Consider the following 23204-nt stretch of genomic DNA (forward strand, 5'->3'; position numbering starts at 1 on the left):
GTCAGACCTCCACGGGTACAGCGACCTCGCCGGTGCGCCGGAGCTTCTGCCAGCGCAGGCGGCCACCGGTCATCGCCGTGATCGCGGACTGCAGCAGGACGATGTACATGAGCTGCCGGTAGACCACCTGCTGGATCGGCAGGCTGATCAGGTACCAGGGCTTCTCGCGGTCGAGATGGAAGGCGTACCAGGACAGCACCGCCTGGAGCAGGATGAAGCCGCCCCAGCCGGTCAGGGTGATCGCGGCGTCCCCGAAGAACACGCCGTATATCAGGAACATGTCGACCAGCGGCGCCAGCAGCGGGGCGACCACGCCGAACAGCACGACGAGCGGCAGCCCGATCCGGCCGAAGCGCCCGGCCGGGCCGCGGGAGGTCACCGCGGCGCGGTGCTTCCACATCGCCTGCATGGAGCCGTAGCTCCAGCGGTACCGCTGGGACCAGAGCTGCTGGAGGCTGGCGGGAGCCTCGGTCCAGGCCCGGGCGTGCTCGGCGTAGACGATCCGCCAGCCGTCGCAGAGCACCGCGATGGTGATGTCGGTGTCCTCGGCGAGGGTGTCGTCGCTCATCCCGCCGACCCTGCGCAGGGCTTCCTTGCGGAAGGCGCCGACCGCCCCGGGGATGGTCTGGATGACGCCCAGCATGTCGTACATGCGGCGGTCCAGGTTGTGGCCGAGGACGTACTCGATGTGCTGCCAGGCGCCGATCAGGCTGTCGCGGTTGCCGACCTTGGCGTTGCCCGCGACCGCGCCGATCCCCGGGTCGCCGAAGGGCTGGACCAGCTCGCGCACGGTGGACGGTTCGAAGACGGTGTCGCCGTCCATCATCACGATGATCTCGTGCGAGGCGGCCGCGATACCGGTGTTGAGGGCGCTGGACTTGCCTCCGTTGGCCTTGCGGATCAGCCGGACGAACGGCAGGTTCATCGCCTCGACTATGTCCGCGGTGCCGTCGCTGGAGCCGTCGTCGATGACGATGACTTCGATCGGCTGGTCGCTGACGGCCAGGGAGTTGAGGGTGTTGGCTATGCACTCGCGCTCGTTGTACGCGGGGACCAGTACCGTGACCTTTTCGGTGACGGGCCGTCCCCAGGTGTCGCGGCGCTTGGCGCGGCGGGCGTGCATCGGTGCCAGGATCAGCATCAGCCCGAACCGGCCGAAGTTGAGGAAGCCGACGAGGGCCAGCAGCCCGATCATCACCGGCAGGGTGTGCACGGCGAACTGGGTGGCCCAGATGTATCCCTTGCCCGCCCACAGCTGGAATCCGGTCACCGGCACCGTGGCACTGGTGGCGCCGAGCGCCTCGGAGATGGTGGTGAACCGGTATCCCTGCGCCTGCAGTTGGTCGATGATCTGCTCGAGCGCGGCAACGGTCTGGGCCCGGTCGCCACCCGCGTCGTGCAGCAGGATCATCTCGCCCGCACCGGGCGTCTCCGGCATGGCCGCCTTGACGATCTCCTCGACACCGGGACGCATCCAGTCGTCGGTGTCCCGGTCGATGAACGCGGTGAGGTAGCCGTGCGCGCCCACGTACTTGATGACCGGATAGTTCCAGTCGTCCATCGCCGCGGCGTTGGAGGAATACGGCGGGCGGAACAGCGCGCTGTGGACGCCCGCGACTCCGGCGAGTGCCAGCTGCGTCTGCGCCAGCTCCCAGCCGACCCGGCCGTGGGACTGCAGGGCCATGTCGGCGTGCGTGAAGGTGTGCACGCCCAGTTCGTGGCCGCCCGCGACGATCTGCCGGATCAGGTCCGGGTTGCGCGCGGTCATGGCGCCGGTGACGAAGAAGTCCGCGCGGATCTTGCGGGCCGCGAGCACGTCCAGGATCTTCGGGGTCCACTCCGGCGAGGGACCGTCGTCGAAGCTCAGCACCACGGTGTGGTCGGGGATCCGGTAGCTCACGGGGTGCGCGTTCTTGCTGCCGCGCGCGTCGATGATCGGACCGCCTTCGAGCAGGTCGGCCGGCACCGTCGTCTTGTCGACCGAGTCCGCGACCCGGGCGTCGTGGAAGGCCTCGTTGGTGGCGAGGCCGCGCAGTACGAGAAGCGCAAGCAGGCACGCCAGCAAGGACAGCGGCATGACGAAGCGCAGCGGCGGCGCGGCCAGTCGGCGCGGCCTCAGCAGGGACTGCCGGCGGCGGCGCTGATGGCGGGACAATGACGCTCCTGTGAGATGGGTGGTGCGGACGATCAGGGGGTCGGGACCGAAGGGCGCGAAGGGCTCGAAGGGCGCGAAAGACGCGACGGGCCGGCGCCGGCGGGCCCGCCGGCCGTGGGGGCCGCCGGGTCGGCCATGGGTTTGACCGTGCTGCCCGTGGGCTTCGGTTTGCCGGCCGACGGTTTCGGCGTGGCCACCGCGGACTTGGACGCCGCGGCCGAGGGCTTCGGCGTGCTGCCCGACGGCTTCGCCGGGGTGGCCGGGGCCTTCGTCTGGGACGTCGCGGACGGTGTGGCCGCCTTGGACGGGGAAGACCCCGGTGCGGCCGGTGGCACCGGGGATCCGGGTGCCGCCGCGGGTGACGGCCGGAGGCCGGGCGACAGCGAGGGGTGTGCGGGTATGCCCATCGCCGGAGCGTCGGCCTGCAGGCCGACCAGGCTGCTGCCCATGGCGACGGCCAGGACCGCGCCGACCACGGAGACCGGCCAGCCGAGACCTCGCAGCAGACGGCCGCGCAGACCTGACTGGTCGACGAAGACCGGGTCGGGAAGGGGCTCTTCCAAGCCCGACTCGTAGCTCGCCCCGTGGTTCGACCCGGACATTTCAGGCTCTTCCTGGTGCGCCGATCTGTGTTCAAGGGAACTGATGACTGAGCGCACCTTGCAGGGCCTTTCAGGGCAGGCTACGTAGACCATGGGATGGCAGGGCGAACGCTAGTGCACCCGTCCGAATCGACTTGGGCCCGATGTGCACGTTTGGAGCGATCTGCTCCGGCTTCGTAATCGGATTGGAATACCAATTAGCGGTACCAGTCGGTAAGTCTGTACGCACGGTTTACGTACGGTTGCGGACGCCCCTCTTCCCGGTTTCGGTCCGGGCCGTTTCGCCGGAACCGCGACCGCCACGGCCCCGGAGGGCGTGGTGGCGGAGGCCGTGGCCGCGGAGGCCGAGTCGAACCTTAGGATGACCACTTCGTGCGATCAGCATTTGATTGATCTTCATGTAAGGGCGTGTTCAGGCACCGCCCCTACGTCCAAGGAGCCCGTGTGAGTCAGCCCCGCCGCACCTCTCGTCGCCGCGCGTGGACCGCGCTCACGCTGCCCGCCCTCCTGTGCGTGCTCGCCGCCTGCTCCGGCAGCTCCGGCGGCGCCGGCAGCGATGACGCCGCGCCCGCCCGGAGCGCCTCGCCGACTCCGTCCGGACCGCCGGGGACCCTGTTCGACAACTTCCACTACACCGGCTCCGACGACCCCGCCCTCGACGCCAACGGCTGGGAGGTCCGCACCGGTGTGGGCGGCCCGGGCATCAAGGACACCTGGACCGCCGCCGGCGCCACCTTCCCCGAGGACGCGAGCGCCCAGGGCGGCAGGGCCCTCCAGCTGCAGTCTTCCACCGACGGCACCAAGCAGGGCACGAAGCAGGTCGAGGTGCAGACCACCGGCACCCCCCTCTTCACGGGCACCTACGCCGCCCGGGTCTACCTGAGCGACAAGCCCGTCAGCGGCCGCAACGGCGACCACGTCGTCGAGACCTTCTTCCCCATCTCCGCCTCGGACTCCTCGGAGAACTACAGCGAGCTCGACTACGAGTACCTGCCCAACGGCGGCTGGGGTTCGGTGGGTCCGCAGCTCGACACCACGAGCTGGTTCAAGGCCGATCCGCCGGACCGCGTCACCCACGCGCTCAAGAAGCAGCGCCTCGAGGGCTGGCACATCATGATGATCACCTTCATGAACGGAAAGGCCACCTATTCACTGGACGGAAAGGACCTGTTCACCAGCTCCGGGAAATACGTCCCGCGCGAGAAGGTGGACATGCATTTCAGCAACTGGTTCATCGACCTCCCCTTCACCGGCGGTTCACGCACGTGGAACATGAAAGTCAACTGGTTCTACTACAAGGCCGGTGAGGCCGTTTCCCAGGCGGACGTCCAGAAATCGGTGGACGGCTTCTACAGCGCCGGAACCAACCACATCAACACCGTGCCGAAGTCCTGACTCCCCCGCACGACGCGAGCCCCGCCGAACCTGACGATCCGTCACCACGGCGGCGCCGCACGCTTCCTGTCGGAACGACAGATTCCGTCCACGCCCGTCCCACTGCCGCCACCCTCGGCCCAGGGGGCTCCAAGAAAGCGGCGCGGCGAGGATGTACCGGTGTTCTAGAAAGACCTCACCACGTAGGACTACTGACCTTGAAGTCGTCTTGTCGTAGGGGCTGACGGTTGGTGATCCTCGCGGTATGCCGGAGGTATGAGGTATCCGCAGGGTGGGGGTCTGACCGCGGAGAGGCAAGCGTTCCGTGAGCGGGTCCGGATGGAAGCGGTCGCGATGTTCGCCGATGGGCGGGGCAGCACGGAGATAGCGAAGGAGTTACGGGTCAGTGTCCGGTCCGTCCAGAGGTGGCGGCGGGCCTGGCGGGAGAACGGCCATGACGCGGTTCGTTCCCGTGGCCCGGCGTCGCGTCCGAAGCTGAGCGATGGGCTGTTCGCCTTGCTCGAGGAGGAGTTGGCCAAAGGCCCGATCGCGCACGGCTGGCCGGATCAGCGATGGACGCTGGCCAGGATCAAGACGCTGATCGGCCGACGGTTCCACAAGAGCATGACGTTGTCGGGGATCTCGCAGATGCTCCGGCGTCGTGGCTGGAGCCATCAGGTTCCGGCCCGTCGGGCGGTCGAGCGTGACGAGGCGGCGGTGGCCGGCTGGGTGAAGGAGGTGTGGCCGCACCTGGAACCACCGCGGCGTCGCTCGGGGCCTGGCTCGTCTTCGAGGACGAGGCAGGATTCTCGATGACGCCGCCGACCTCCCGCACGTGGGGCAGGCGGGGTTCCACTCCGGTCATCCGGGTGAGAGGCCGTTCTCAGCGCCGTTTCTCCATCGCGGCCCTGTGCTGCTACAAACCCGGCGAACGGTCCCGCCTGATCTACCGGCCCAAACGGCATACCGATCACAAGAGCGGCGGCCGTAAGAGCTTCGCCTGGACCGAGTACCGCGACCTCCTCATCGCCGCCCACCAGCAGCTGGGCGGGCCGATCGTCCTTATCTGGGACAACTTGAACGTCCACAAAGACCGCCGCATGCGGGCCTTCATCGATGCACACGACTGGATCAACGCCTACCACCTGCCGCCCTACGCACCCGACTTCAACCCGGTGGAAAGCATCTGGTCGATCCTCCGCCGGACCAGCCAGGCCAACACCGCCTTCACCGATCCCGAGCACCTCATCCGCCGGCTGCGACACGGGCTCCGCCGGATCCAGTACCGCAGCGACATCATCGACGGATGCCTCACCGGTACCGGACTCACACTGCCGACACCACGCCTGCAAGCTCAGTAACAGAACGAGGATGCCTTCACGGACGGAAAGTCCGGCTTCTACGCTCCGCCAGGGTCCGGGTCGCGACGCCCGTCCGAGAATGTCTAGCGGGTGGCGAGGCGTTCCAGCAAGGTGGCGCTTCGGGCCAGGATCGTGCGCTCCTCCTCGGTGAGTTCGGCCTCGATGGCCTGGGCCAGCCAGCCCGCGCGGCGGCCGCGTTCCGCTTCGAGGGCGGCCCGGCCCGCTTCCGAGAGCTCGACCAGCGACTTGCGGCCGTCCGTGGGGTGCGCCCGGCGCGTGATCAGGTTCTGGTCCAGGAGGAGTCCCACCGCGCGGGCCATCGACTGGGGGCGTACGCGCTGGTCGGCGGCGAGGTCGCTGGTGGTCATGGCGCCGTCGCGGTCGAGGGCGCCGAGCACGGCGACCTGGCCCAGCGGGATCCGGTCCTCGTGCTTGACGCGCCGGGACAGCTTGCCCATCGCAGTACGCAGTTCTGCGGCGATGGCGGCGGCTTCCGAGGTGGGCATGAGGCACTTTACCCCGCTGATCAGCATGGACGCCGCCGGCGACCAGCACAGCAATGCTGTTCAGCCAAACTGAACAGCATTGCTGTAGGGTTTGCCGTGTCGGGCTCAGCGCCAGCGCTGTCGCAGCCGGGGCCACGGCACGCTCGAACGGGGAGGAACCACCATGTCCGCACAGGCAGTCGGACCCATCGACGCCACCATCGAGACCGTCACCGCCCGCCGGATCATCGACAGCCGGGGCAACCCCACCGTCGAGGTCGACGTGGTCCTGACGGACGGTTCCCTGGGCCGCGCGGCCGTTCCCTCCGGCGCCTCCACCGGCGCCCGGGAGGCCGTGGAACTGCGCGACGGGGACTCCACGCGCTGGCACGGCAAGGGCGTCGACCAGGCCGTGGCCCACGTCAACGGGGAGATCGCGGCGTCCGTGCGCGGCCGGGACGCATCGGACCAGGCCGGCCTCGACGCCGCCCTGGTCGCCCTGGACGGCACCGCCACGAAGTCCCGGCTCGGCGCCAATGCCGTCCTCGGCGTCTCCCTCGCCGCCGCCAAGGCCGCCGCGGCGGCCCACCGCCTGCCCCTCTACCGCTACCTCGGCGGCGACGGCGCGCACCTCCTGCCGCTGCCGATGATGAACATCGTCAACGGCGGTGCCCACGCCGACAATCCGCTGGACTTCCAGGAGTTCATGATCGCGCCGGTGGGTGCGGACACCTTCGCCGAAGCCGTCCGCATGGGCAGCGAGGTCTTCCACACCCTGCGCCGCGACCTCCTGGCCGCCGGCCACTCCACCGGGGTGGGCGACGAGGGCGGCTTCGCGCCCGCGCTGCGCACCGCCGAAGAGGCACTCGACTTCGTGATGGCCGCCATCGAGCGCACCGGCTACCGTCCCGGCACCGACATCGGTCTGATCATGGACCCGGCGTCCTCCGAGTTCTTCCGCGACGGGGTCTACGACTACGCGGGCGAGGGGGTGCGGCGCACCCCCTCGGAGAACGTCGACTACCTGGTCAAGCTGATCGACTCCTACCCCGTCCTCTCCATCGAGGACCCGATGGCGGAGAACGACTGGGAGGGCTGGCGCGAGCTGACCGCCCGCGTCGGCGACCGCTGCCAGCTCACCGGCGACGACCTGTTCTGCACCAGCGAGACGCTGCTGCGCGAGGGCATCGCCACCGGTGCCGGCAACTCGATCCTGATCAAGGTCAACCAGATCGGCACCCTGACCGAGGCACTGGCCGCCGTCGCCACGGCCCACCAGGCGGGCTGGACGGCCGTCATGTCGCACCGCTCGGGCGAGACGGAGGACACCACCATCGCGGATCTGGCGGTGGCGACCGGCTGCGGGCAGATCAAGACCGGCTCGCTCTCCCGCTCCGACCGGACGGCCAAGTACAACCAGCTGATCCGGATCGAGGAGGAGCTGGGCTCCTCGGCGCGCTTCGCGGGCCGCTCCGCCCTCCGCGGGGCGTGAACGACGGGGCCCCGCACCCCCGGGTGCGGGGCCCTCGGCCCGTCGCCGCTCCCAGGCCGCCCACTCCCAGAAATGGAATACATCCGGCATTTCGCCGCCCGGTCCCACGCCTCCCGTGGTTGCATCCTCAGCGGAAGGGTGCAACCACGGGAGGCGTGGGACCGGGACCTGGAGGTGGCTGGATGTCCGGCTCGGCTGGCGACCCCGGGCACATCCGGGCACGGGAACGGCGGCGCCGGCGGGGCTCGTCGCTCCACCGCCCCCAGCGCGCGATGCGCAGGGATCTGGCCCAACTGGTCTGCGCGGTCGCCGGGCTGGCCCTGGGGGTGCTGGTCCCCCGATCTCGCTGGGTCCTCAGGTGGACGCCGGACCCGTGGTGACGCTCCTGTTCACCCTCGGATTCGGTGTCATCAGTCTGGTGAGCATCATCTATTCGATGCTGTTCCTGGTCGTCCAGTTCTCCGCCACCAGCTTCACCCCGCGCCTCGGCCTCTTCCGGGACGACCCGATCGTGTGGCGCACGTTCGCCTTCACCATCGGCGTGTTCGTCTTCAGCATCACCTCGGGGCTGGCCGTCGGTGCGCGCAGGACGACCGTGTCGACCCTCGTACCCGGTACCGGCATGGTGCTCACCCTGATCGCGCTCGCCCTCATGCGGTCGCTGCAGACGGGGGCGTTCCGGTCGATCCAGCTCGGCCATTCCCTGACCGCGATCGCCACCCGCGCGCACCGGCTGTTCGAGGACGTGTACGTACGGCCGTACGAGCCGGGCGCGGACGCGGCCCCGCCGCCCGCGGCGGCCGGGACCGCCGTCCTGTGGACCGGGCCGGCCGTGGTCGTGCAGCAGATCGACGTGCGCGCCCTGGTCGCCGTGGCGAGGGAGCGCGACTGCTCCCTCGCCTTCCTCGTCCCGCCGGGAACGACCGTGTCGCGGGGCATGGCGCTCGCCGAGGTGACCGGCGGCGACGTGCCCGAGGCGGTCCTGCGCGGCGCGCTGGAGACCGGGGTCGAGCGCACCTTCCCCCAGGACCCCGACCTGCCCTTCAGACTGCTGGCCGACATCGCGCTGCGCGCCCTGTCCCCGGCCGTCAACGATCCGGCCACGGCGGTGGAGAGCCTGGACCGCATCGAAGACCTGCTGACCCTCCTCGCCGGCCGCGAGCTGAGCGTCGGTCACTTCACCGACGAGTCCGGCCGGTTGCGGGTGACCGTCCCCGTGCCGGACTGGGAGCGGTTCCTGCGCACGGCCGTGGACGAACTCCTCTACGCCGCCGCCGGCTCCCCGATGGCCCTGCGCAGGATGCACGATCTGCTGGGCAGGCTGGCAGAGCGGGCCCCGGAGAGCCGGCGCCGGGTCGTACGGGACCGGCTCCACTGGGTGGACAGGTCCGGCCGCGAGCGGTACCCGCTCACCTGGCCCCCGCCCGAAGCCGGCTGACCGGCCGGACCACCGGGATCAGCCGGAGCAGCGGGAACACCCGGAGCAGCAGCAACCGGCGCCCCGACGAAGGCGGCTTCACCCGGAGGTACGGGGCGATCCGCCCCGCGTCGCGTGTGCGCTGCCGATGCCGTCGAAGGCGTTGACATGGGCGGCGGGGACGTGGCTCTCGTTGGCCTCGCTGCCCCGGCCGAAGTGGTTGAGGAGCAGGTTGAGCAGGACGGCGACGAGGCATCCCGCCGTGATGCCCGACCCCAGCACCATGGCGACGGGCGCGGGGAGGCGCTCGTAGAAATCGGCCGATGCGACGGGGAAGAGTCCGAAGGCGAGGGCGACGGACACGATGATGCCGTTGTGCCCGGTGGCCAGGGAGGCCTTGGTCAGGGTCCGGATCCCGGCGACGGTGATCGAGCCGAAGAAGACGACCGCCGCTCCGCCGAGCACGGGCAGCGGTACCAGCGCGACGAGGGAGCCCAGGACCGGTACGAGGCTCATGAGGACCAGGATCGCTCCGCACAGGGTGACCGCGTACCGGCTGCGGATGCGGCTGATCGCGACGAGCCCGACGTTCTGCGCGTAGGCGGTGCTCGCGAAGCCGCCCAGGGCGCCGCCGAGTGCGGTGCCCAGCCCCTGGGCGCGCAGGCTGCCGGCGATGACGCGGGCGTCGACCGGGCGGTCGACGACCGATCCCACCGCGATCAGGGAGGCGGTGGATTCCGTCATGGAGACGAGCATGATGACGAGCATGGTGGCGATGACCGGCACCTCGAACCGCGGGGCGCCGAAGGCGAAGGGTTCCGGGAGCGCGAACAGCGGTGCCTGGGACAGGGTGTGGAAGTCGACCTTGCCCATCGCCGCCGCGGCGGCCGTACCGGCGATGAGGCCGAGCAGGATGGCCACCCGCTGCAGGAAGCGTCCGCTGAGGAGCCGGTGGAGGAGCAGTGTGAAAGCGAGGGTTCCGGCGGCGAGCGCCAGGTTGGACGGCGAGCCGTAGCCGGGGGATGCGGGGGCGCCGCCCCGGGCCCATTCCCCGGCCACCGGCAGCAGCGACAGGCCGACCAGCGTGATGACGGAGCCGCTGACGACGGGCGGGAAGAAGCGCAGGAGCCGGCAGAAGGCCGGGGCCAGGAGGAAGCAGACGGTCCCGGCGACGAGGGTGGCGCCGAACACCAGGGGCAGGGTGTCCTGCCCCCGTGACACGGAGGCGGCCAGCACCGGGGACACCACGGCGAAGGAGACGCCGTTGGTGACGGGCAGCCCGGCCCCGACACCCCAGAAGCGGAGCGTCTGGGCCACGGTGGTCAGGCCCGCGACGAGCAGGCTCGCGGCCAGCAGCGCGGTGAGCTGCGCCGCCGTCAGGCCGAGGGCGCCGCCGATGATCAGCGGCGGCGCGGCGAGGCCGGCGTACATGCTGGCCACGTGCTGCAGGGCGGCGGGGATCATCCGCCGCGCGGGCAGCACTTCGTCCGCGGGATGGACGGGGAGGGGCGGAACGGGGCGTTCGTGCGGGAAGAGCGTAGGGGAATGCAAGGGGGAGAGTCCCTCCGAGAGACCGCCCGGCCGGCGGGCGGCGGGGACGGTCGGGGGCGAAGCACGGCCGGAAGAGCCGGACAAGTGGACGGACTTGCCCGGAGGGAGACGGGAATCGTGCCGGTTCTCGGGGTGGGAGAACGACCAGATTCCTCATTGCGGAATTCACTTTCCACTGTGGACGACTGCGACCCTACGAACCGGCCCCCCGGCCGTCAACTCCTCCAGAGGAGCGAATCGATTCCTTCGATTCTTTGGATGTACGCACAATCCCCCGCCGGCCAGGGCCTCCGGCGCGGGCCCGCGGGGCCCCGAGGCGGTTGCGGAACCTCCGGGTCTTGGCTGGGGCGCCCCGCCGCCCTACGGTGTGCGGCTATGCCGACCCAAGACGATCTCCACAGACCTTCCGCGGGCGAAATGTCCCCCTATCCCCCGCTGGACCCCCACCGCGCCACCCGGGTGCGCGAGCGGCTCGGACTCACGCACGGCCAGGTCGCCTGGGCCGTCTCGGCCTTCCAGGGCCACCCGCTCCACCCCGGCACGCTCGCGGCCTGGGAGCAGGGGACGCTCGTACCGACCGCCCATCAGATCAAGGCGCTGGCCGCGGCGTTGTGGTGTGCGCCGGGCGATCTGCTCGGCGAACCGGCCACGCTCCTGCAGTGCCGGACGCTCCTCGGGCTGACGGTGGAGCAGGCGGCCACGGGTGTCGGCATGACCCGCGACCGCTACGCCGAGTCGGAACGGCGCAACCGCTGGCGCGGTTCGGGGCGGCAGACCCAGGCGCTGTTCGAGGTGCTGCGACCGCCGCCCGCCTGCTTCGTCGGGGCGTGCGGCAGGACGGGGCAGCTGCGCGTGCTCTTGCGCGAGGCGGTCACCGGGTGGTGGCCGAACTACGTGCGTCCCGTCGCGAAGATCGTGCCCGTGGAGCCGGCGGAGGTCCAACGCGCCCTGGAGCAGCTCCACCTGGAGTACCAGCGGATCGACAACCACGGCCGGACGGGCACCGCCGCCGAAGCCGTCGAGCGCGAGGCCCTGGCCTTCCTCGACCGGATCGACGAGCAGCTGTGGCAGCGGCTGCGCCCGCAGGGAGCCTGACCCCGACCGCCTCCACCCCGACCGCCTCCACCCCGCCCGTCTCCCGGATCGCGGGTCTTGACACGACCCCCGCCGCGTGAGGCACTAGAGCCACCCAGCCATACGGAAACTGCTTTCCGCATCGTGGACGATCCGTTCATGCAGTCTTCGGCAGGGCCGTCGGGGCTCGCTCACCCCGCGGCACCCCGGTTCGGGCAGCTCTCCCGGTCCCGTTTCCCAGGGCACCTCCATGCCCCCCGGGCCCTCCTGTCGCCAACTCGACTGCGGCATCGCACCAGTCCACACGGCCCCCCGAGGCTTCGGCCGCGCCCCTCGGCGCGCCCTCCGCCCGGCAACCGCCGTGCCACAGCAGTCCTGGAGGTTCCTTCCATGTCGCCCACCGCCACGCCCGGCTCCACGCCGCCCGCCGGCTCGCCGTCCCCCGGTTCCCCGCTTCCCCCCGCCCCGGACCCGGCCGCGGCCCCCGCCGCGAAGCATCCCGTCGACCAGACCCTCCCGTTCGGAAAGCTCCTCGGCGCCGGGCTCCAGCACGTGGCGGCCATGTACGCCGGTGTCGTCGCCCCACCCCTGGTCGTCGGCATCGGCGTGGGACTGAGCCAGGGCGAGATCGCGTTCCTGATGAGCGCCAGCCTCTTCGCCGCCGGCATCGCCACCCTCCTGCAGACCCTCGGCTTCTGGAACATCGGCGCGCGCCTCCCCTTCGTCAACGGCGTCTCCTTCGCCGGCGTGGCCCCGATGCTGGCCATCGCCAAGGCCGAGGGCCCCGAGGACGCACTGCCCGTGATCTACGGCGCCGTGATCGTGGCCGGGGTGTTCGGCTTCCTCCTCGCCCCCTGGTTCTGCAAGCTCATCCGGTTCTTCCCGCCCGTGGTCACCGGCACGGTCATCACCCTGATCGGCCTGTCCCTGCTTCCCGTGGCCTTCAACTGGGCCCAGGGCGGCAACGCGCGGGCCGAGGACTACGGGGACGTGAAGTACATCGGCCTCGCCGCGGTGACCCTGCTGATCACCGTGGTGCTCCGCAGGGTGCTGCGCGGGTTCCTCAAGCAGATCTCCATCCTGCTCGGACTCGTCGCCGGCACCCTGATCGCCCTCCCCCTCGGACTCGCGGACTTCAGCGCCGTCGCCGACGCCGACGTGATCGGTTTCCCCACGCCCTTCCACTTCGGTGCTCCGCAGTTCACCGTAGCCGCGATCGTGTCCATGGTGATCGTGATGATCGTGTCGATGACCGAGAGCACGGCCGACGTGATCGCCCTCGGCCAGATCGTCGACAAGCCCGCGGACGAGAAGACCCTCGCCGCGGCGCTGCGCGCGGACGGCCTGGGCACGGCGCTGAGCCCGCTCTTCAACGGTTTCGCCGCCAGCGCCTTCGCACAGAACGTCGGCCTGGTCGCCATCACCAAGGTCCGCAGCCGCTACGTCGTGGCCGCGAGCGGCGGCATCCTCATCCTGCTGGGGCTCTGCCCGTTCCTCGCCTCGGTCGTCTCCCTGGTGCCGCAGCCCGTCCTCGGCGGCGTCGGCCTCGCCCTGTTCGGCACGGTGGCCGCCAGCGGAATCCAGACCCTGGCCCAGGCGGGGCTCGAACGCGGTGACAACGTCCTCATCGTCGCCATCAGCCTCGGCATCGGCGTGATCCCCATGGCCAGCGAGGGCTTCTACCACGGCTTCCCGGAGAGCATGCGCATCATCCTCGACTCCGGCATCAGCACCGGCTGCGTCGCCGCGGTCCTGCTCAACCTCGCTTTCAACCACATCGGCCGCCCCGGGCAGGACGACATCCAGGAAGGGCAGCCCGCAGCCGCCGTACCCGTGCACTGAGGCCGGACAGCCGGACAGCCGCACAGCCCGACGGCCGGACGGCCGGCACGCGGTCGCTCCGCGTGCCGGCCGTCCTGGTTCCTACCGTCCTGCCCCCAGCGGGGATCAGCCGTTCGGGGCGAGCTCCGCACGCACCCGGCGGGCCGCCTCGACGAGGTGCTCCAGGGAGGCCCTCGTCTCGGGCCAGCCGCGGGTCTTCAGACCGCAGTCGGGATTGACCCAGAGCCGTTCCGCGGGGATCGCCCCGAGTCCCTTGCGCAGCAGGGCCGCCGCTTCCCCGGCCGAGGGGATGCGGGGCGAGTGGATGTCCCAGACCCCGGGGCCGACCTCGCGCGGATAGCCCGCGCCGGCCAGCTCGTCGGCGACCTGCATGTGGGAGCGGGCCGCCTCCAGGCTGATGACGTCGGCGTCGAGCTGCTCGATGGCCTCGACGATGTCCCCGAACTCCGCGTAGCACATGTGGGTGTGGATCTGGGTGTCCGGCCGGACCCCGCTGGTGGTGAGGCGGAAGGACTCGGTGGCCCACGCCAGGTAGCCGGCGTGGTCGGCGGCGCGCAGCGGCAGCGTTTCGCGCAGGGCCGGCTCGTCGACCTGGATGACCGACGTGCCGGCCGCCTCCAGGTCCTCGACCTCGTCGCGCAGGGCCAGCCCGACCTGCCGCGCCGTCTCGCCGAGGGGCTGGTCGTCGCGCACGAAGGACCAGGCAAGCATGGTGACCGGGCCGGTGAGCATGCCCTTGACCGGCTTGGCCGTCTGAGCCTGGGCGTACGCGGTCCAGCGGACGGTCATCGGGTCGGGACGGGAGACGTCCCCGGCGAGGACGGGCGGGCGGACGTAGCGGGTGCCGTAGGACTGGACCCAGCCGTGCTGCGTGGCGAGGTATCCGGTGAGCTGCTCGGCGAAGTACTGGACCATGTCGTTGCGTTCGGGCTCCCCGTGCACGAGCACGTCGAGGCCGGTCTTCTCCTGGAAGGAGACGACCTCGCGGATCTCGGCCCGGATGCGCTCCTCGTAGGCCTCCGTCCCGATGCGTCCGGCACGCAGGTCGGCGCGGGCGGTGCGCAGGTCGGTGGTCTGCGGGAAGGAGCCGATGGTGGTGGTGGGGAGCAGGGGCAGGGAGAGGTGGGTGCGCTGGGCGGCGGCCCGTTCAGCGTAGGGCTGGGCGCGGCGGCCGTCGGCCTCGGTGATCGCGGCGGTGCGGGCGCGGACGGCCGGGTCGTGGGTGATCCGGGAGGCGGTGCGGGAGGCCAGGTCGGCCCGGTTCGCGGCGAGTTCGGCCGCGATCGCGTCGGTTCCCCGGGCCAGTCCGCGGGCCAGCGTGCTGATCTCGGTGGTCTTCTGGCGGGCGAAGGCGAGCCAGCGCCGGATCTGCGGATCGATGTCCCGCTCGGCGTCGGCGTCGATCGGGACGTGCAGCAGGGAGCAGGAGGCGGCCACGTCGACCCGGTCCGCGAGGCCGAGCAGGGTGCCGAGCGTGGTCAGCGACTTCTGGTAGTCGTTGATCCAGATGTTGCGGCCGTTGACCACGCCCGCGACCAGGCGCTTGCCGGGGATTCCGCCGACGGCGGCGAGGTCGTCGAGGTTGGCGGCGGCCCGGTCGGTGAAGTCGAGGGCGAGTCCCTCCACAGGGGCCTTGGCGAGGACGGGCAGGGCCTCGCCGAGCCGGTCGAAGTAGGAGGCGACGAGCAGCTTGGGGCGGTCGGTGAGGCCGCCGAGCTCGCGGTAGGCGCGGGCCGCCGCGTTCAGTTCGGCCGGGGTGCGATCCTGGACCAGGGCCGGTTCGTCGAGCTGGACCCAGGCGGCGCCCGCCGCGCGCAGTTCCGCGAGGACCCGGGCGTAGACGGGCAGCAGCCGGTCGAGCAGGGCGAGCGGCTCGAAGCCGGCGGCCGTGCCGGGTGCGGGCTTGGCGAGGAGGAGGTAGGTCACCGGTCCGACCAGGACCGGGCGGGCCGTGTGGCCGAGGGCCAGGGCCTCCTTCAACTGCGCGACCTGCCGGGCGGGTTCGGCGGTGAAGACGGTGTCGGGGCCGAGTTCGGGGACCAGGTAGTGGTAGTTGGTGTCGAACCACTTGGTCATTTCGAGGGGGGCCACGTCCTGGGTGCCGCGCGCCATCGCGAAGTAGCCGTCCAGGGCGTCCGCCGCGACGGCGGAGCGGTGGCGGTCGGGGATCGCGCCGACCATGACGGTGGTGTCGAGGACGTGGTCGTAGTACGAGAAATCGCCGGTCGGGACCTCGGTGATGCCGGCCCCGGCGAGCTGGGCCCAGTGGGTCCGGCGCAGGTCGCGGGCGGTGTCCCGGAGGGCTTCGGCGCTGACGCGGCCCTTCCAGTAGCCCTCGATCGCCTTCTTCAGTTCGCGGTTCTGTCCCTGGCGGGGGTGGCCGTACACGGTGGCCCGTACGGGTGCGGCTGCGGACCCGGGTGCGGCTGCGGACTCGGTGGTCACGGAACTCTCCTTCGCGAGCGTGTCTCCATGAACCCGGTGACGGGCCGCGGAGGCGAAGGGTGCCGCAGCGGGCGGCCCGCCCGCCGGGGTCGCGTACGCATGGGTACGCGACGGCAGGAGCCGCCCGAGGTGCACGCCGACCCGCCCACGAGGTCACCGGGAAACCGTGCGCGGTCGATCGCGCACGGGCAACGGGCAGGTCTTCGGACTCGCGGGCTCGCGGACCAGAGGTCCGCACCTACTGGCCGTCGCTTCCCAGGACCGGTTCCGGTCCCAGTGCGTATGACGGCGGTCGTTCCCGCTCACCGCTGCGGGGCAGTCCCGGATTCCCACCGGGTTCCCTCTTACGACGCATCCCGCCTGGCGGACGGGGGCGAACCAGCTGCGAGGCCCACAGTAGGGCGGGCGCCCGGGGAACGGGCACGGCTTCCCACATGTCGGACGGTGAAATGGGACACGCGCGGACCTTCGCCGCCCGCCCGGACGGCCGAGTACGGCCGAACGGGCGAATGACGCTGACGGGTCGACACATGACAAAGAGTCACGATTATGCTAATTGTGGTCAATTGTCTGATTGTGGGTTGTACTGGACGACAGGCAACACCGTCCAGGAACTGGAGCGTTACGTGGCATCCACCACTCTCACCGTCTGGAAGTTCGCCACTCCCGAGGGGGCGCAGCAGGCGGAGTCCGCGCTGCTCGCCCTGCAGAAGGAGCAGCTGATACAGGTGCACGACGCGGCGGTCGTCACCTGGCGCGAGGACGCCAAGAAGCCGAGGACCCAGCAGCTGAACAGCCTCACGGGAGCCGGCGCCCTCTCCGGCACCTTCTGGGGGATGCTCTTCGGTCTCCTGTTCTTCGTGCCGCTGCTCGGCGCCGCCGTGGGCGCGGCGGCCGGAGCCATCGGCGGATCCCTCTCCGACGTCGGCATCGACGACCAGTTCATCGACGAGGTGAAGTCCGAGGTGAAGCCCGGCACTTCCGCCCTGTTCCTGCTCTCCTCCGACGCGGTGGTCGAGCGGGTGCGCAGCGCCTTCCCCGGCGGACGGGCGCAGCTGATCCGTTCCAACCTCTCCGGCGCGCAGGAGCAGCAGCTCCGCGAGGTCTTCGCGGCCTGAGGCCCCGCGCCCCGAACCGACGCCGCGGCCCGGGGCCGGGGGGGTACTCCCCCCGGCCCCGGGCCGCGGCAGTGCGACCCCCGCCTCCGTGCGGAGGGCCCCCCGAGCCGAGGAAAGGACCCGCGCGGTGAGCGTTCCGCGGACGGCAGGACCCGACGACGAGGCGGCCGCGACGGGCCTCGTACCCCCCTGGCTGCGCCGCTACCGCGGCCGTTGGCTGCGGGGCGACACGCTGGGGGCCCTCACCGCGTGGGCGCTGATCGTGCCGGAGTGCGTGGCCTACGCGCAGATCGCCGGGGTCCCCCCGCAGAACGCGTTCTACGCGGCCCCGGTGGCCCTCCTCGTGTACGCGCTGCTGGGCCGTTCCCATTTCCTGCTCATCGGAGCCACCTCGGCGGCGGCCGTCCTGTCGGCCGCCACCGTCTCGGCCGTCAGCCCCTCCCCGCAGGACGCCGTCGGACTGTCGGCCGCCCTCGCGGTGATCGTCGGCGCGGTGCTGCTGGCGGCCGGGCTGGCCCGGCTCGGGTTCCTCACCAACTTCCTCGCCGAACCGGCCCTGGTCGGCTTCCTGTTCGGCATGGCGCTGACCATCGTCGTCCGGCAGGCCGCGAAGCTCGTCGGCGTGCCGGGCGGTGACGGCAGCTTCTTCGAGCGGCTGTGGACCGTCCTGTCCGGAGCCCCCCACTGGTCCCTGGTGACCCTGGCCGTCGGGGCGGGCGCGCTCGCCCTGCTGTTCCTGCTGGAGCGCTTCGTACCGCGCCTGCCCGCCTCCCTGATCGTCCTGGTGGCGGCCCTGCTCCTGTCGGCGGCCCTCGACCTGGAGCGCCACGGCGTCGAGACCGTCGGGCACATCCCCTCGGCCGTGCCGGTCCCCCACCTGCCGGGGATCCCGGCCGCCGACTGGATCGCACTGTCCGGCGGCGCCCTGGGCGTGGCCCTGGTGGTCTTCGCCGAGGCCTTCAGCATCGCCAACCGCTTCGCCCGGGAGCACGGCCAAGAGGTGGACGCCGACCGGGAGATGGCCGCCGTCGGCCTCAGCAACATCGCCGTCGGGTTCTTCCGCGGCTTCGTCGTCTCCGGCAGCGCCTCCCGCAGCGCGGCCGCGGCCGGAGCGGGCGGCCGGACCCCGATGGTCTCGCTCATCGCGGCCGGGCTGATCCTGCTGACCGGCGCCTTCCTCACCCCGCTGTTCACGGACCTGCCCGAGCCGGTGCTCGGCGCCATCGTCATCTTCGCCGTACGCGGCTTCCTGCGGGTCGGCGAGCTGCGCCGGTACTTCCGCCTGGACCGGCCCAGCCTGTGGGTGGCGCTCACCTCCCTGTTCGGCGTGCTCCTCTTCGACCTGCTGCCCGGACTGCTGCTCGCCGTCGCGCTCTCCCTCGCACTGTTCGTCTCCGCCGCGAGCCGGCGCAACGTCGCCGTCCTCGGCCGGCTGCCCGGGAGCCGGCTGTACGGGGACACGGCAGGCCACGCGGACGCCGCCGTCGACCCGGCCGTCCTGGTCGTGCGCCCCGACGGCAGCCTCTTCTTCGGCAACGTGAACCGGGTACGGCTGGCCGTACTGGAGCAGCTGCGGACGGCCCCGGTGGCGCCCCGGGCCGTCGTGCTGGACCTGACCGCCTGTTACCAGCTCGGCGTTCCCGTCCTGGACACCCTCGAGGAACTCCGCGAGGAACTCGACGGACGGGGCCTCGCCCTGCACCTGGCCCGGCTGCGCTCTCCGGCCGCCGCGGAGCTGGCCCGCCACCCGCTCGGCGATCACCTGGGTGCGCGCGGGGTGCACCGCACCGTCGACGAGGCCGTGGCGGCGGCGGAAGCCGGGCAGCCCGAACTCCCCCCGGATGCAGCCCATTAGTTTGTGTGTCAGGTTTTATCCAGAAGTTCCGAAATGGGAAGGATTTCCATGAAACGTCTCCCGATCGCGGCGGCCCTGGGCGCGGCCGCGGCCCTGCTCCTCACCGGCTGCTCCTCGGACGACCCGAGCCCCAAGGCACAGGCGACCCAGGCCGCCTCGGAGCTCTGCACCGGCCTCTCCACCCTGAAGGCGGACCAGGCCAAACTGGCGGCGCTGGACCCGGCTTCCGCGACGAAGGACCAGATCAAGGACGCCGTCGACGCGGTCCAGACGGACTGGGACAACGTCTCCTCCTCCCTGAAGGACCTGGAATCCGCGAAGAGGTCGGCGGTGGGATCCGCCGTCGGCGACCTCAAGTCCGGCTTCGGGAAGCTGCCGGGCGACACCACGGGGTCCGCGGCCCTGACCCAGCTGAAGCCCCAGATCCAGAAGTTCGACGAGACCCTCGTCGCGGCCTCGGCGGGCGTCACATGCCCCTGACCCCCAAGAGGATCCGCGGCGCCTGCGGCGCCCTGCTCGCAGCGGCGGTACTCACCACGACGGCCGGCTGCTCCGACTCCGACGGCGACGTCTCGACCGGGGTGTCCAAGGCCGCCTCGGCCGCCGCCTCGGTCCAGTCGCAGGCCGCCGACGCGGTCGACTCCGCCACGGCTGCCGCGAAGAAGAAGCTGGACGAGGTCAAGGACGGGGTCGACGCCAAGGACGCGGTGACGCTCGGCAGCGTCTCCACCGACGGGGACGGCCTGTCGGCCGTGCCGGTCACGGCCCGCAACACCGACGGGTCGACGAAGTCCTTCGCCGTCCAGGTCGACTACAAGGACGCCTCCGGCAATCCGCTGGACACCGTGGTGGTCACCGTCTCCGACGTGCCCGCCGGCCAGTCCAAGGACGCGACCGCGCGCAGCACCCACAAGCTCTCGGGCGAGGTCCGCGCCACCGTCGGCACCGCGCTCCGGTACTGACCCCCACCCTCCGCCCGGTACTGACCCCCACCCCCCGCACGCCCCGCCCGGCCCCCGCGACACCCCGGATACCGACCCGGGCGCGGCGGGCCGGGCGGGGCGCTGCGCCGTACGGGGCGGCGGCCGCGGCCCACCCGGCCCGTGCCACCGCCGGGACCTTCGGCCCTGCCCGTGGGACCAAGGGCCCGCATTGTGCCCCTGAGCTGCTGCTAGCGTTGAGGTGTCGCCGCCCGTGAGTGCACTGCGCTCGCCCATCCGATGGCCGATGGCCGCGACCGCGTATGACATACGCCCTGCCGAGAGGAGGCGATCGCCCCATGGATCACAGTCCGAGTCCACTGACCAGCCGCGTCGCCTCGACCTCCGCCGCGCTCTGAGCCGCACCTCCGCGTAGCCAGAGCTCCCTCTCCACCCCCCGGCGGTCCGCCGGCGCTCCGCGTCCGCCCGTCATCACACCTTTCCCAGGCCCGTCGCGGCCGCCCCCTGCCCTGCCCTTCCGGCGGGCTCGTCCGGCATGCTCCGGGCTCCTCCACCCCTCCCTTTCCGGGGCGTCCACAGGCCGCTCCGTCCGGTCCGCGCGACGTCTCGCGCTCCGGCACACCCTTTTCCCTTTTCCCCTTTCCACAGAAGGAAGCACTGTCATGACCATCAACACCCACGCCATCACCACCACGACCGCCGCAGCGAGCGCCGCCGCGTCCGCCGAAGAGCAGGCCCAGACCCTGGCCGTCCTGCACGAGATCCGCGACGAACTGCGCGACTTCAACCGGGACATGGACCGCCTGAACGCCCTGACCGAGGACCAGGTCAAGTCCACCGTGGAGAACCGCAAGCTGACGGCGCTGACCCTCATGTTCGTCATTCCGTCCACCTTCGCCGCGATCCCGGGCGCCAACTTCGAGCACCTCAACGAGTACGGCTTCGACAACTTCTTCGCCCTGCCGGTCCTCCTCGGCACCGTCCTCGCCGCCTCGCTGGGCACCTTCGTCTTCGTCAAGAAGAAGGGCTGGCTCTAGGAGCAGCCCAGCTGTGAACGTGCCGACGGGCCGGACCGGTTGATGCCCGGCCCGGCCCGTCGTTGGCTCGTCCTACAGGTCGAGCTGGTACTGCACCGTCGTGTGCGTGGGCACGTAGCCGAGGCTGTCGCTGATCCGCCTCATGTGCGTGTTGCTGTCGGCGGTGTCGGTCAGGAGGCCGCCGAGGTCCGGATAGTGCTCGCGGGCCCGGCGGATCGACTCGGCCTTCATCCACCGGCCGAGGCTGTGTCCGCGGTGCTTCGGCAGGACGCCGGTGCCGTAGTGCTGGCCGTCACCCCTGCCGTTGCCGGGGACGACGAGTTCGGTGAACCCGGCGATCGAGCCGTCGGTCGTGTCGAGGGCGACGACCGTGTGGAGATGGTCCCCGCGGTCGTGCACGGCCTTCGCCGCGGCCCGGACCCGGTCCACGTCCCAGAGCGTGGTGCCGTGGTCGGTGTCTTCCATGGGCATGTCGTCCATGGCGCGGCACGAGTCGGCGAACGTCTTGGCGAGCTCGTCGGGGACGGTCCCCTCCCATGACGCCAGCCGGTAGCCGGGGTGCGGACGCCCGATGATCCCGGCGAGAGCCGTGAGGTCCGCGCCGGCCAGCGGCAAGCGGGCGAACCTCAAGGTGAGCACCTTGCGGAAGCCGTGGGCCGGCAGGAAGAGATCACCGGGCGATCCGGCCTCGGCCTGCGCGCTGACGCAGCGTCGGGCCTCGTCCCGGGCGGCGGCCACGGCCGTGTCGAGCAGCCGGGAGCCGACGCCCTTGCGGCGCTCCGTGGGATGGACCTGGAGGCTCAGCTCGGCCAAGTGCGCCTGTCCGCCGTCGAAGAGGCGCAGGAAGGCCGTCCCCAGAGGGACGGAATCGGCGTCGGACGCCAGCCAGGCGAGGCGTCGGCTGTGTGCCCCGTGAGCGGGGTCGGTCAGTGGAGTGATGCGAAGCGACAAGGTGTCTCCGTCGTCAGGAGGTGGCAGAAGTCGGTACGCGGGCTCACCTGCTGGGCACTCGTACGCATGAGCTCCACACCTCCTCGTCGACGGGGCCTGTCCTGATCACCACGGACGGCTCGGGCGAACGTAACCGGTTCTGCGGCTCCCTGGCAAAGGGTTTCTACAGCGCCCCGGCCGGTGCGGGCAGGGGTGGGAGGGGCGGTTCGGAGAGCCAGGCGCGGAAGAGGTCATCCAGGGGTGCCATCGCGTAGCGGGCCACGTGGGCGGTGAAACCGGCCGTGGTGACCACGCCGTGGCGGTTCGCGGTGGCCCACTCACGCAGCATGCGGAAGAACGGGCCGTCCCCGAGCGCGCAGCGGATCGCGTGCACGGCGAGGCCGCCGCGCTGGTAGAGCCGGTCGTCGAACATCAACTTGCGGCCCGGGTCGGCCAGCAGGAGGTCCTGCGGCTGACCGGACAGCAGGCGGTGTGCGGCGGCGGCCAGTTCGTGGGCGGTGCGGCCGCCGGAGCGCTCCGACCAGAGCCATTCCGCGTACTTCGCGAAACCCTCGTTGAGCCAGATGTGCCGCCAGTCGGCGATGGTCACGCTGTTGCCGAACCACTGGTGCGCGAGCTCGTGGGCGATGAGCCGCTCGGAGCCGCGTACGCCGTCCACGTGGTTGGCGCCGAACAGGGAGAGCCCCTGGGCCTCCACCGGCACGTCCAGTTCCTCGTCGGCGACGACCACCGCGTACTCCCCGAAGGGGTACGGGCCGAACAGCTCCTCGAACAACTGCATCATGGCGGGCTGCCGCGCGAAGTCGCGGGAGAAGCGGGGCAGCAGGTGCGCCGGTACGTGGGCGCTCTGCGGGACCCCGCCGAGCCCGGGGTCGCCGAGCAGCACCGTCTGGTACATGCCGATGGACAGGCCGACCAGGTAGCTGGAGGTCGGCGCCGGCTGCTCGTACACCCAGGTGGTCGTGGAGGCGCGGGTCGTCCGCGTGAGGAGGCGGCCCCCGGCGGCGACCGTGTAGGCGGAGGGTGTGTTGACCGAGATCTGGTACGAGGCCTTGTCCGCGGGCCGGTCGTTGCACGGGTACCAGGACGGGGCGCCGACCGGCTGGCTGGCCACCAGCGCGCCGTCGGTCAGTTCCTCCCAGCCGAGCCCGCCCCAGGGGCTGCGCACCGGGGTGGGGTTGCCGGCCCAGTGCACCTCCACGGTGAAGGCGGCGCCGGCGGGCAGCGGCTTGGGCGGCCGGATCCGGAGCTTGCCGCCGCGGTGGCTGTAGTGCGGCGCCCGGCCGTTCACCAGGACCCGGCCTATTTTGAACTCGGCCAGGTTGAGGTGGAACTCGGTGAGCGGCGCCCGGCCGGCGATCGCGCTGAGCCGGGCCGTCCCGGCGAGCCGGTTGGGGCCGGGACGGTATTCCAGAGCGAGTTCGTACCGGTGCACGCGGTAACGGGGGTCGCCGTTGGCCGGAAAATACGGGTCCGATGCCGCTGTCTTCTGGCCGTTCACTGC

At 71.4% G+C, this 23204-nt stretch carries 19 protein-coding genes and 1 riboswitch; of the genes, 12 read left to right on the plus strand and 7 right to left on the minus strand.

Annotated elements, in window-relative coordinates; all coding sequences use genetic code 11:
* Position 1: 1 nt before the first annotated feature.
* Together ACIA8F_RS25020 and ACIA8F_RS25025 are read right to left on the minus strand one after the other, a co-directional pair.
* Positions 2-2089: a bifunctional polysaccharide deacetylase/glycosyltransferase family 2 protein gene (locus ACIA8F_RS25020; protein WP_399382054.1), complete on the minus strand. Its 2088-nt coding sequence runs from the start codon at positions 2087-2089 to the stop codon at positions 2-4.
* Between the two features lie 98 nt (positions 2090-2187).
* Positions 2188-2757, minus strand: a complete 570-nt coding sequence (locus tag ACIA8F_RS25025) for a hypothetical protein (protein WP_399381969.1) — start codon at positions 2755-2757, stop codon at positions 2188-2190.
* A gap of 444 nt (positions 2758-3201) precedes the next feature.
* On the opposite strand from ACIA8F_RS25025, the gene ACIA8F_RS25030 reads away from it, so the two are divergent.
* The 3 genes from ACIA8F_RS25030 to ACIA8F_RS25040 all read left to right on the plus strand — a co-directional run bounded on the left by ACIA8F_RS25030 (position 3202) and on the right by ACIA8F_RS25040 (position 5492).
* Positions 3202-4152 carry a glycoside hydrolase family 16 protein gene (locus ACIA8F_RS25030; RefSeq protein ID WP_399381970.1) on the plus strand — a complete coding sequence of 317 codons (951 nt, stop codon included), beginning with the start codon at positions 3202-3204 and terminating at the stop codon, positions 4150-4152.
* 255 nt (positions 4153-4407) lie between these two features.
* Complete coding sequence (locus tag ACIA8F_RS25035) at positions 4408-4947, plus strand: winged helix-turn-helix domain-containing protein (protein ID WP_399381971.1); 540 nt, start codon at positions 4408-4410, stop codon at positions 4945-4947.
* Positions 4944-5492 (plus strand): transposase, encoded by a 549-nt coding sequence (locus ACIA8F_RS25040; RefSeq protein ID WP_399381973.1) that lies wholly within the window; start codon positions 4944-4946, stop codon positions 5490-5492. The genes ACIA8F_RS25035 and ACIA8F_RS25040 overlap by 4 nt, the downstream gene beginning before the upstream one ends.
* 83 nt (positions 5493-5575) lie before the next feature.
* On the opposite strand, the gene ACIA8F_RS25045 is transcribed toward ACIA8F_RS25040, so the two are convergent.
* The gene (locus ACIA8F_RS25045; RefSeq protein ID WP_399381975.1) at positions 5576-5998 is read right to left on the minus strand and encodes a MarR family winged helix-turn-helix transcriptional regulator; all 423 of its coding nucleotides are present in this window, start codon (positions 5996-5998) and stop codon (positions 5576-5578) included.
* A 163-nt stretch (positions 5999-6161) separates the two neighbouring features.
* Here ACIA8F_RS25045 and eno point away from each other — a divergent pair, with 163 nt between their 5' ends.
* Positions 6162-7469, plus strand: coding sequence for a phosphopyruvate hydratase (gene eno / locus ACIA8F_RS25050; protein WP_399381976.1), 1308 nt, complete (start codon positions 6162-6164; stop codon positions 7467-7469).
* 376 nt (positions 7470-7845) lie between these two features.
* Complete coding sequence (locus ACIA8F_RS25055) at positions 7846-8907, plus strand: DUF2254 family protein (RefSeq protein ID WP_399382056.1); 1062 nt, start codon at positions 7846-7848, stop codon at positions 8905-8907.
* 78 nt (positions 8908-8985) lie between these two features.
* Here the strand turns inward: ACIA8F_RS25055 and ACIA8F_RS25060 are convergent, their stop codons facing one another.
* Positions 8986-10437, minus strand: coding sequence for a nucleobase:cation symporter-2 family protein (locus ACIA8F_RS25060; RefSeq protein ID WP_399381978.1), 1452 nt, complete (start codon positions 10435-10437; stop codon positions 8986-8988).
* Between the two features lie 417 nt (positions 10438-10854).
* Between ACIA8F_RS25060 and ACIA8F_RS25065 the strand changes: the two genes are divergently transcribed.
* Both ACIA8F_RS25065 and ACIA8F_RS25070 read left to right on the plus strand, forming a co-directional pair.
* Positions 10855-11532 (plus strand): helix-turn-helix domain-containing protein, encoded by a 678-nt coding sequence (locus ACIA8F_RS25065; RefSeq protein ID WP_399381979.1) that lies wholly within the window; start codon positions 10855-10857, stop codon positions 11530-11532.
* Between the two features lie 369 nt (positions 11533-11901).
* A complete protein-coding gene (locus tag ACIA8F_RS25070; RefSeq protein ID WP_399381981.1) occupies positions 11902-13353 on the plus strand; it encodes a nucleobase:cation symporter-2 family protein in 1452 nt (483 codons plus the stop codon).
* Between the two features lie 105 nt (positions 13354-13458).
* Here the strand turns inward: ACIA8F_RS25070 and metE are convergent, their stop codons facing one another.
* On the minus strand, positions 13459-15798 hold the full coding sequence (metE, locus tag ACIA8F_RS25075; protein ID WP_399381982.1) for a 5-methyltetrahydropteroyltriglutamate--homocysteine S-methyltransferase: 2340 nt from the start codon (positions 15796-15798) through the stop codon (positions 13459-13461).
* A gap of 176 nt (positions 15799-15974) precedes the next feature.
* A riboswitch (cobalamin riboswitch) is annotated at positions 15975-16196 on the minus strand.
* 228 nt (positions 16197-16424) lie between these two features.
* On the opposite strand from metE, the gene ACIA8F_RS25080 reads away from it, so the two are divergent.
* The 5 genes from ACIA8F_RS25080 (at position 16425) to ACIA8F_RS25100 (ending at position 20749) form a co-directional block, all read left to right on the plus strand.
* Positions 16425-16916, plus strand: coding sequence for a DUF1269 domain-containing protein (locus ACIA8F_RS25080; protein ID WP_399381984.1), 492 nt, complete (start codon positions 16425-16427; stop codon positions 16914-16916).
* A gap of 127 nt (positions 16917-17043) precedes the next feature.
* The gene (locus ACIA8F_RS25085) at positions 17044-18771 is read left to right on the plus strand and encodes a SulP family inorganic anion transporter (protein ID WP_399381986.1); all 1728 of its coding nucleotides are present in this window, start codon (positions 17044-17046) and stop codon (positions 18769-18771) included.
* A 48-nt stretch (positions 18772-18819) separates the two neighbouring features.
* Positions 18820-19251, plus strand: coding sequence for a hypothetical protein (locus tag ACIA8F_RS25090; RefSeq protein WP_399381988.1), 432 nt, complete (start codon positions 18820-18822; stop codon positions 19249-19251).
* Positions 19242-19733, plus strand: a complete 492-nt coding sequence (locus ACIA8F_RS25095) for a hypothetical protein (RefSeq protein WP_399381990.1) — start codon at positions 19242-19244, stop codon at positions 19731-19733. Before ACIA8F_RS25090 ends, ACIA8F_RS25095 begins: the two co-directional genes overlap by 10 nt.
* Before the next feature lie 641 nt (positions 19734-20374).
* Positions 20375-20749 (plus strand): hypothetical protein, encoded by a 375-nt coding sequence (locus ACIA8F_RS25100; RefSeq protein ID WP_399381992.1) that lies wholly within the window; start codon positions 20375-20377, stop codon positions 20747-20749.
* Between the two features lie 72 nt (positions 20750-20821).
* On the opposite strand, the gene ACIA8F_RS25105 is transcribed toward ACIA8F_RS25100, so the two are convergent.
* Positions 20822-21700: a GNAT family N-acetyltransferase gene (locus ACIA8F_RS25105; protein WP_399381994.1), complete on the minus strand. Its 879-nt coding sequence runs from the start codon at positions 21698-21700 to the stop codon at positions 20822-20824.
* A 163-nt stretch (positions 21701-21863) separates the two neighbouring features.
* Positions 21864-23201 (minus strand): M1 family metallopeptidase, encoded by a 1338-nt coding sequence (locus ACIA8F_RS25110; RefSeq protein ID WP_399381995.1) that lies wholly within the window; start codon positions 23199-23201, stop codon positions 21864-21866.
* Between the last annotated feature and the right edge of the window lie 3 nt (positions 23202-23204).

The organism is Streptomyces sp. NPDC051563 (genome assembly GCF_044454225.1).
GTDB lineage: Bacteria > Actinomycetota > Actinomycetes > Streptomycetales > Streptomycetaceae > Streptomyces.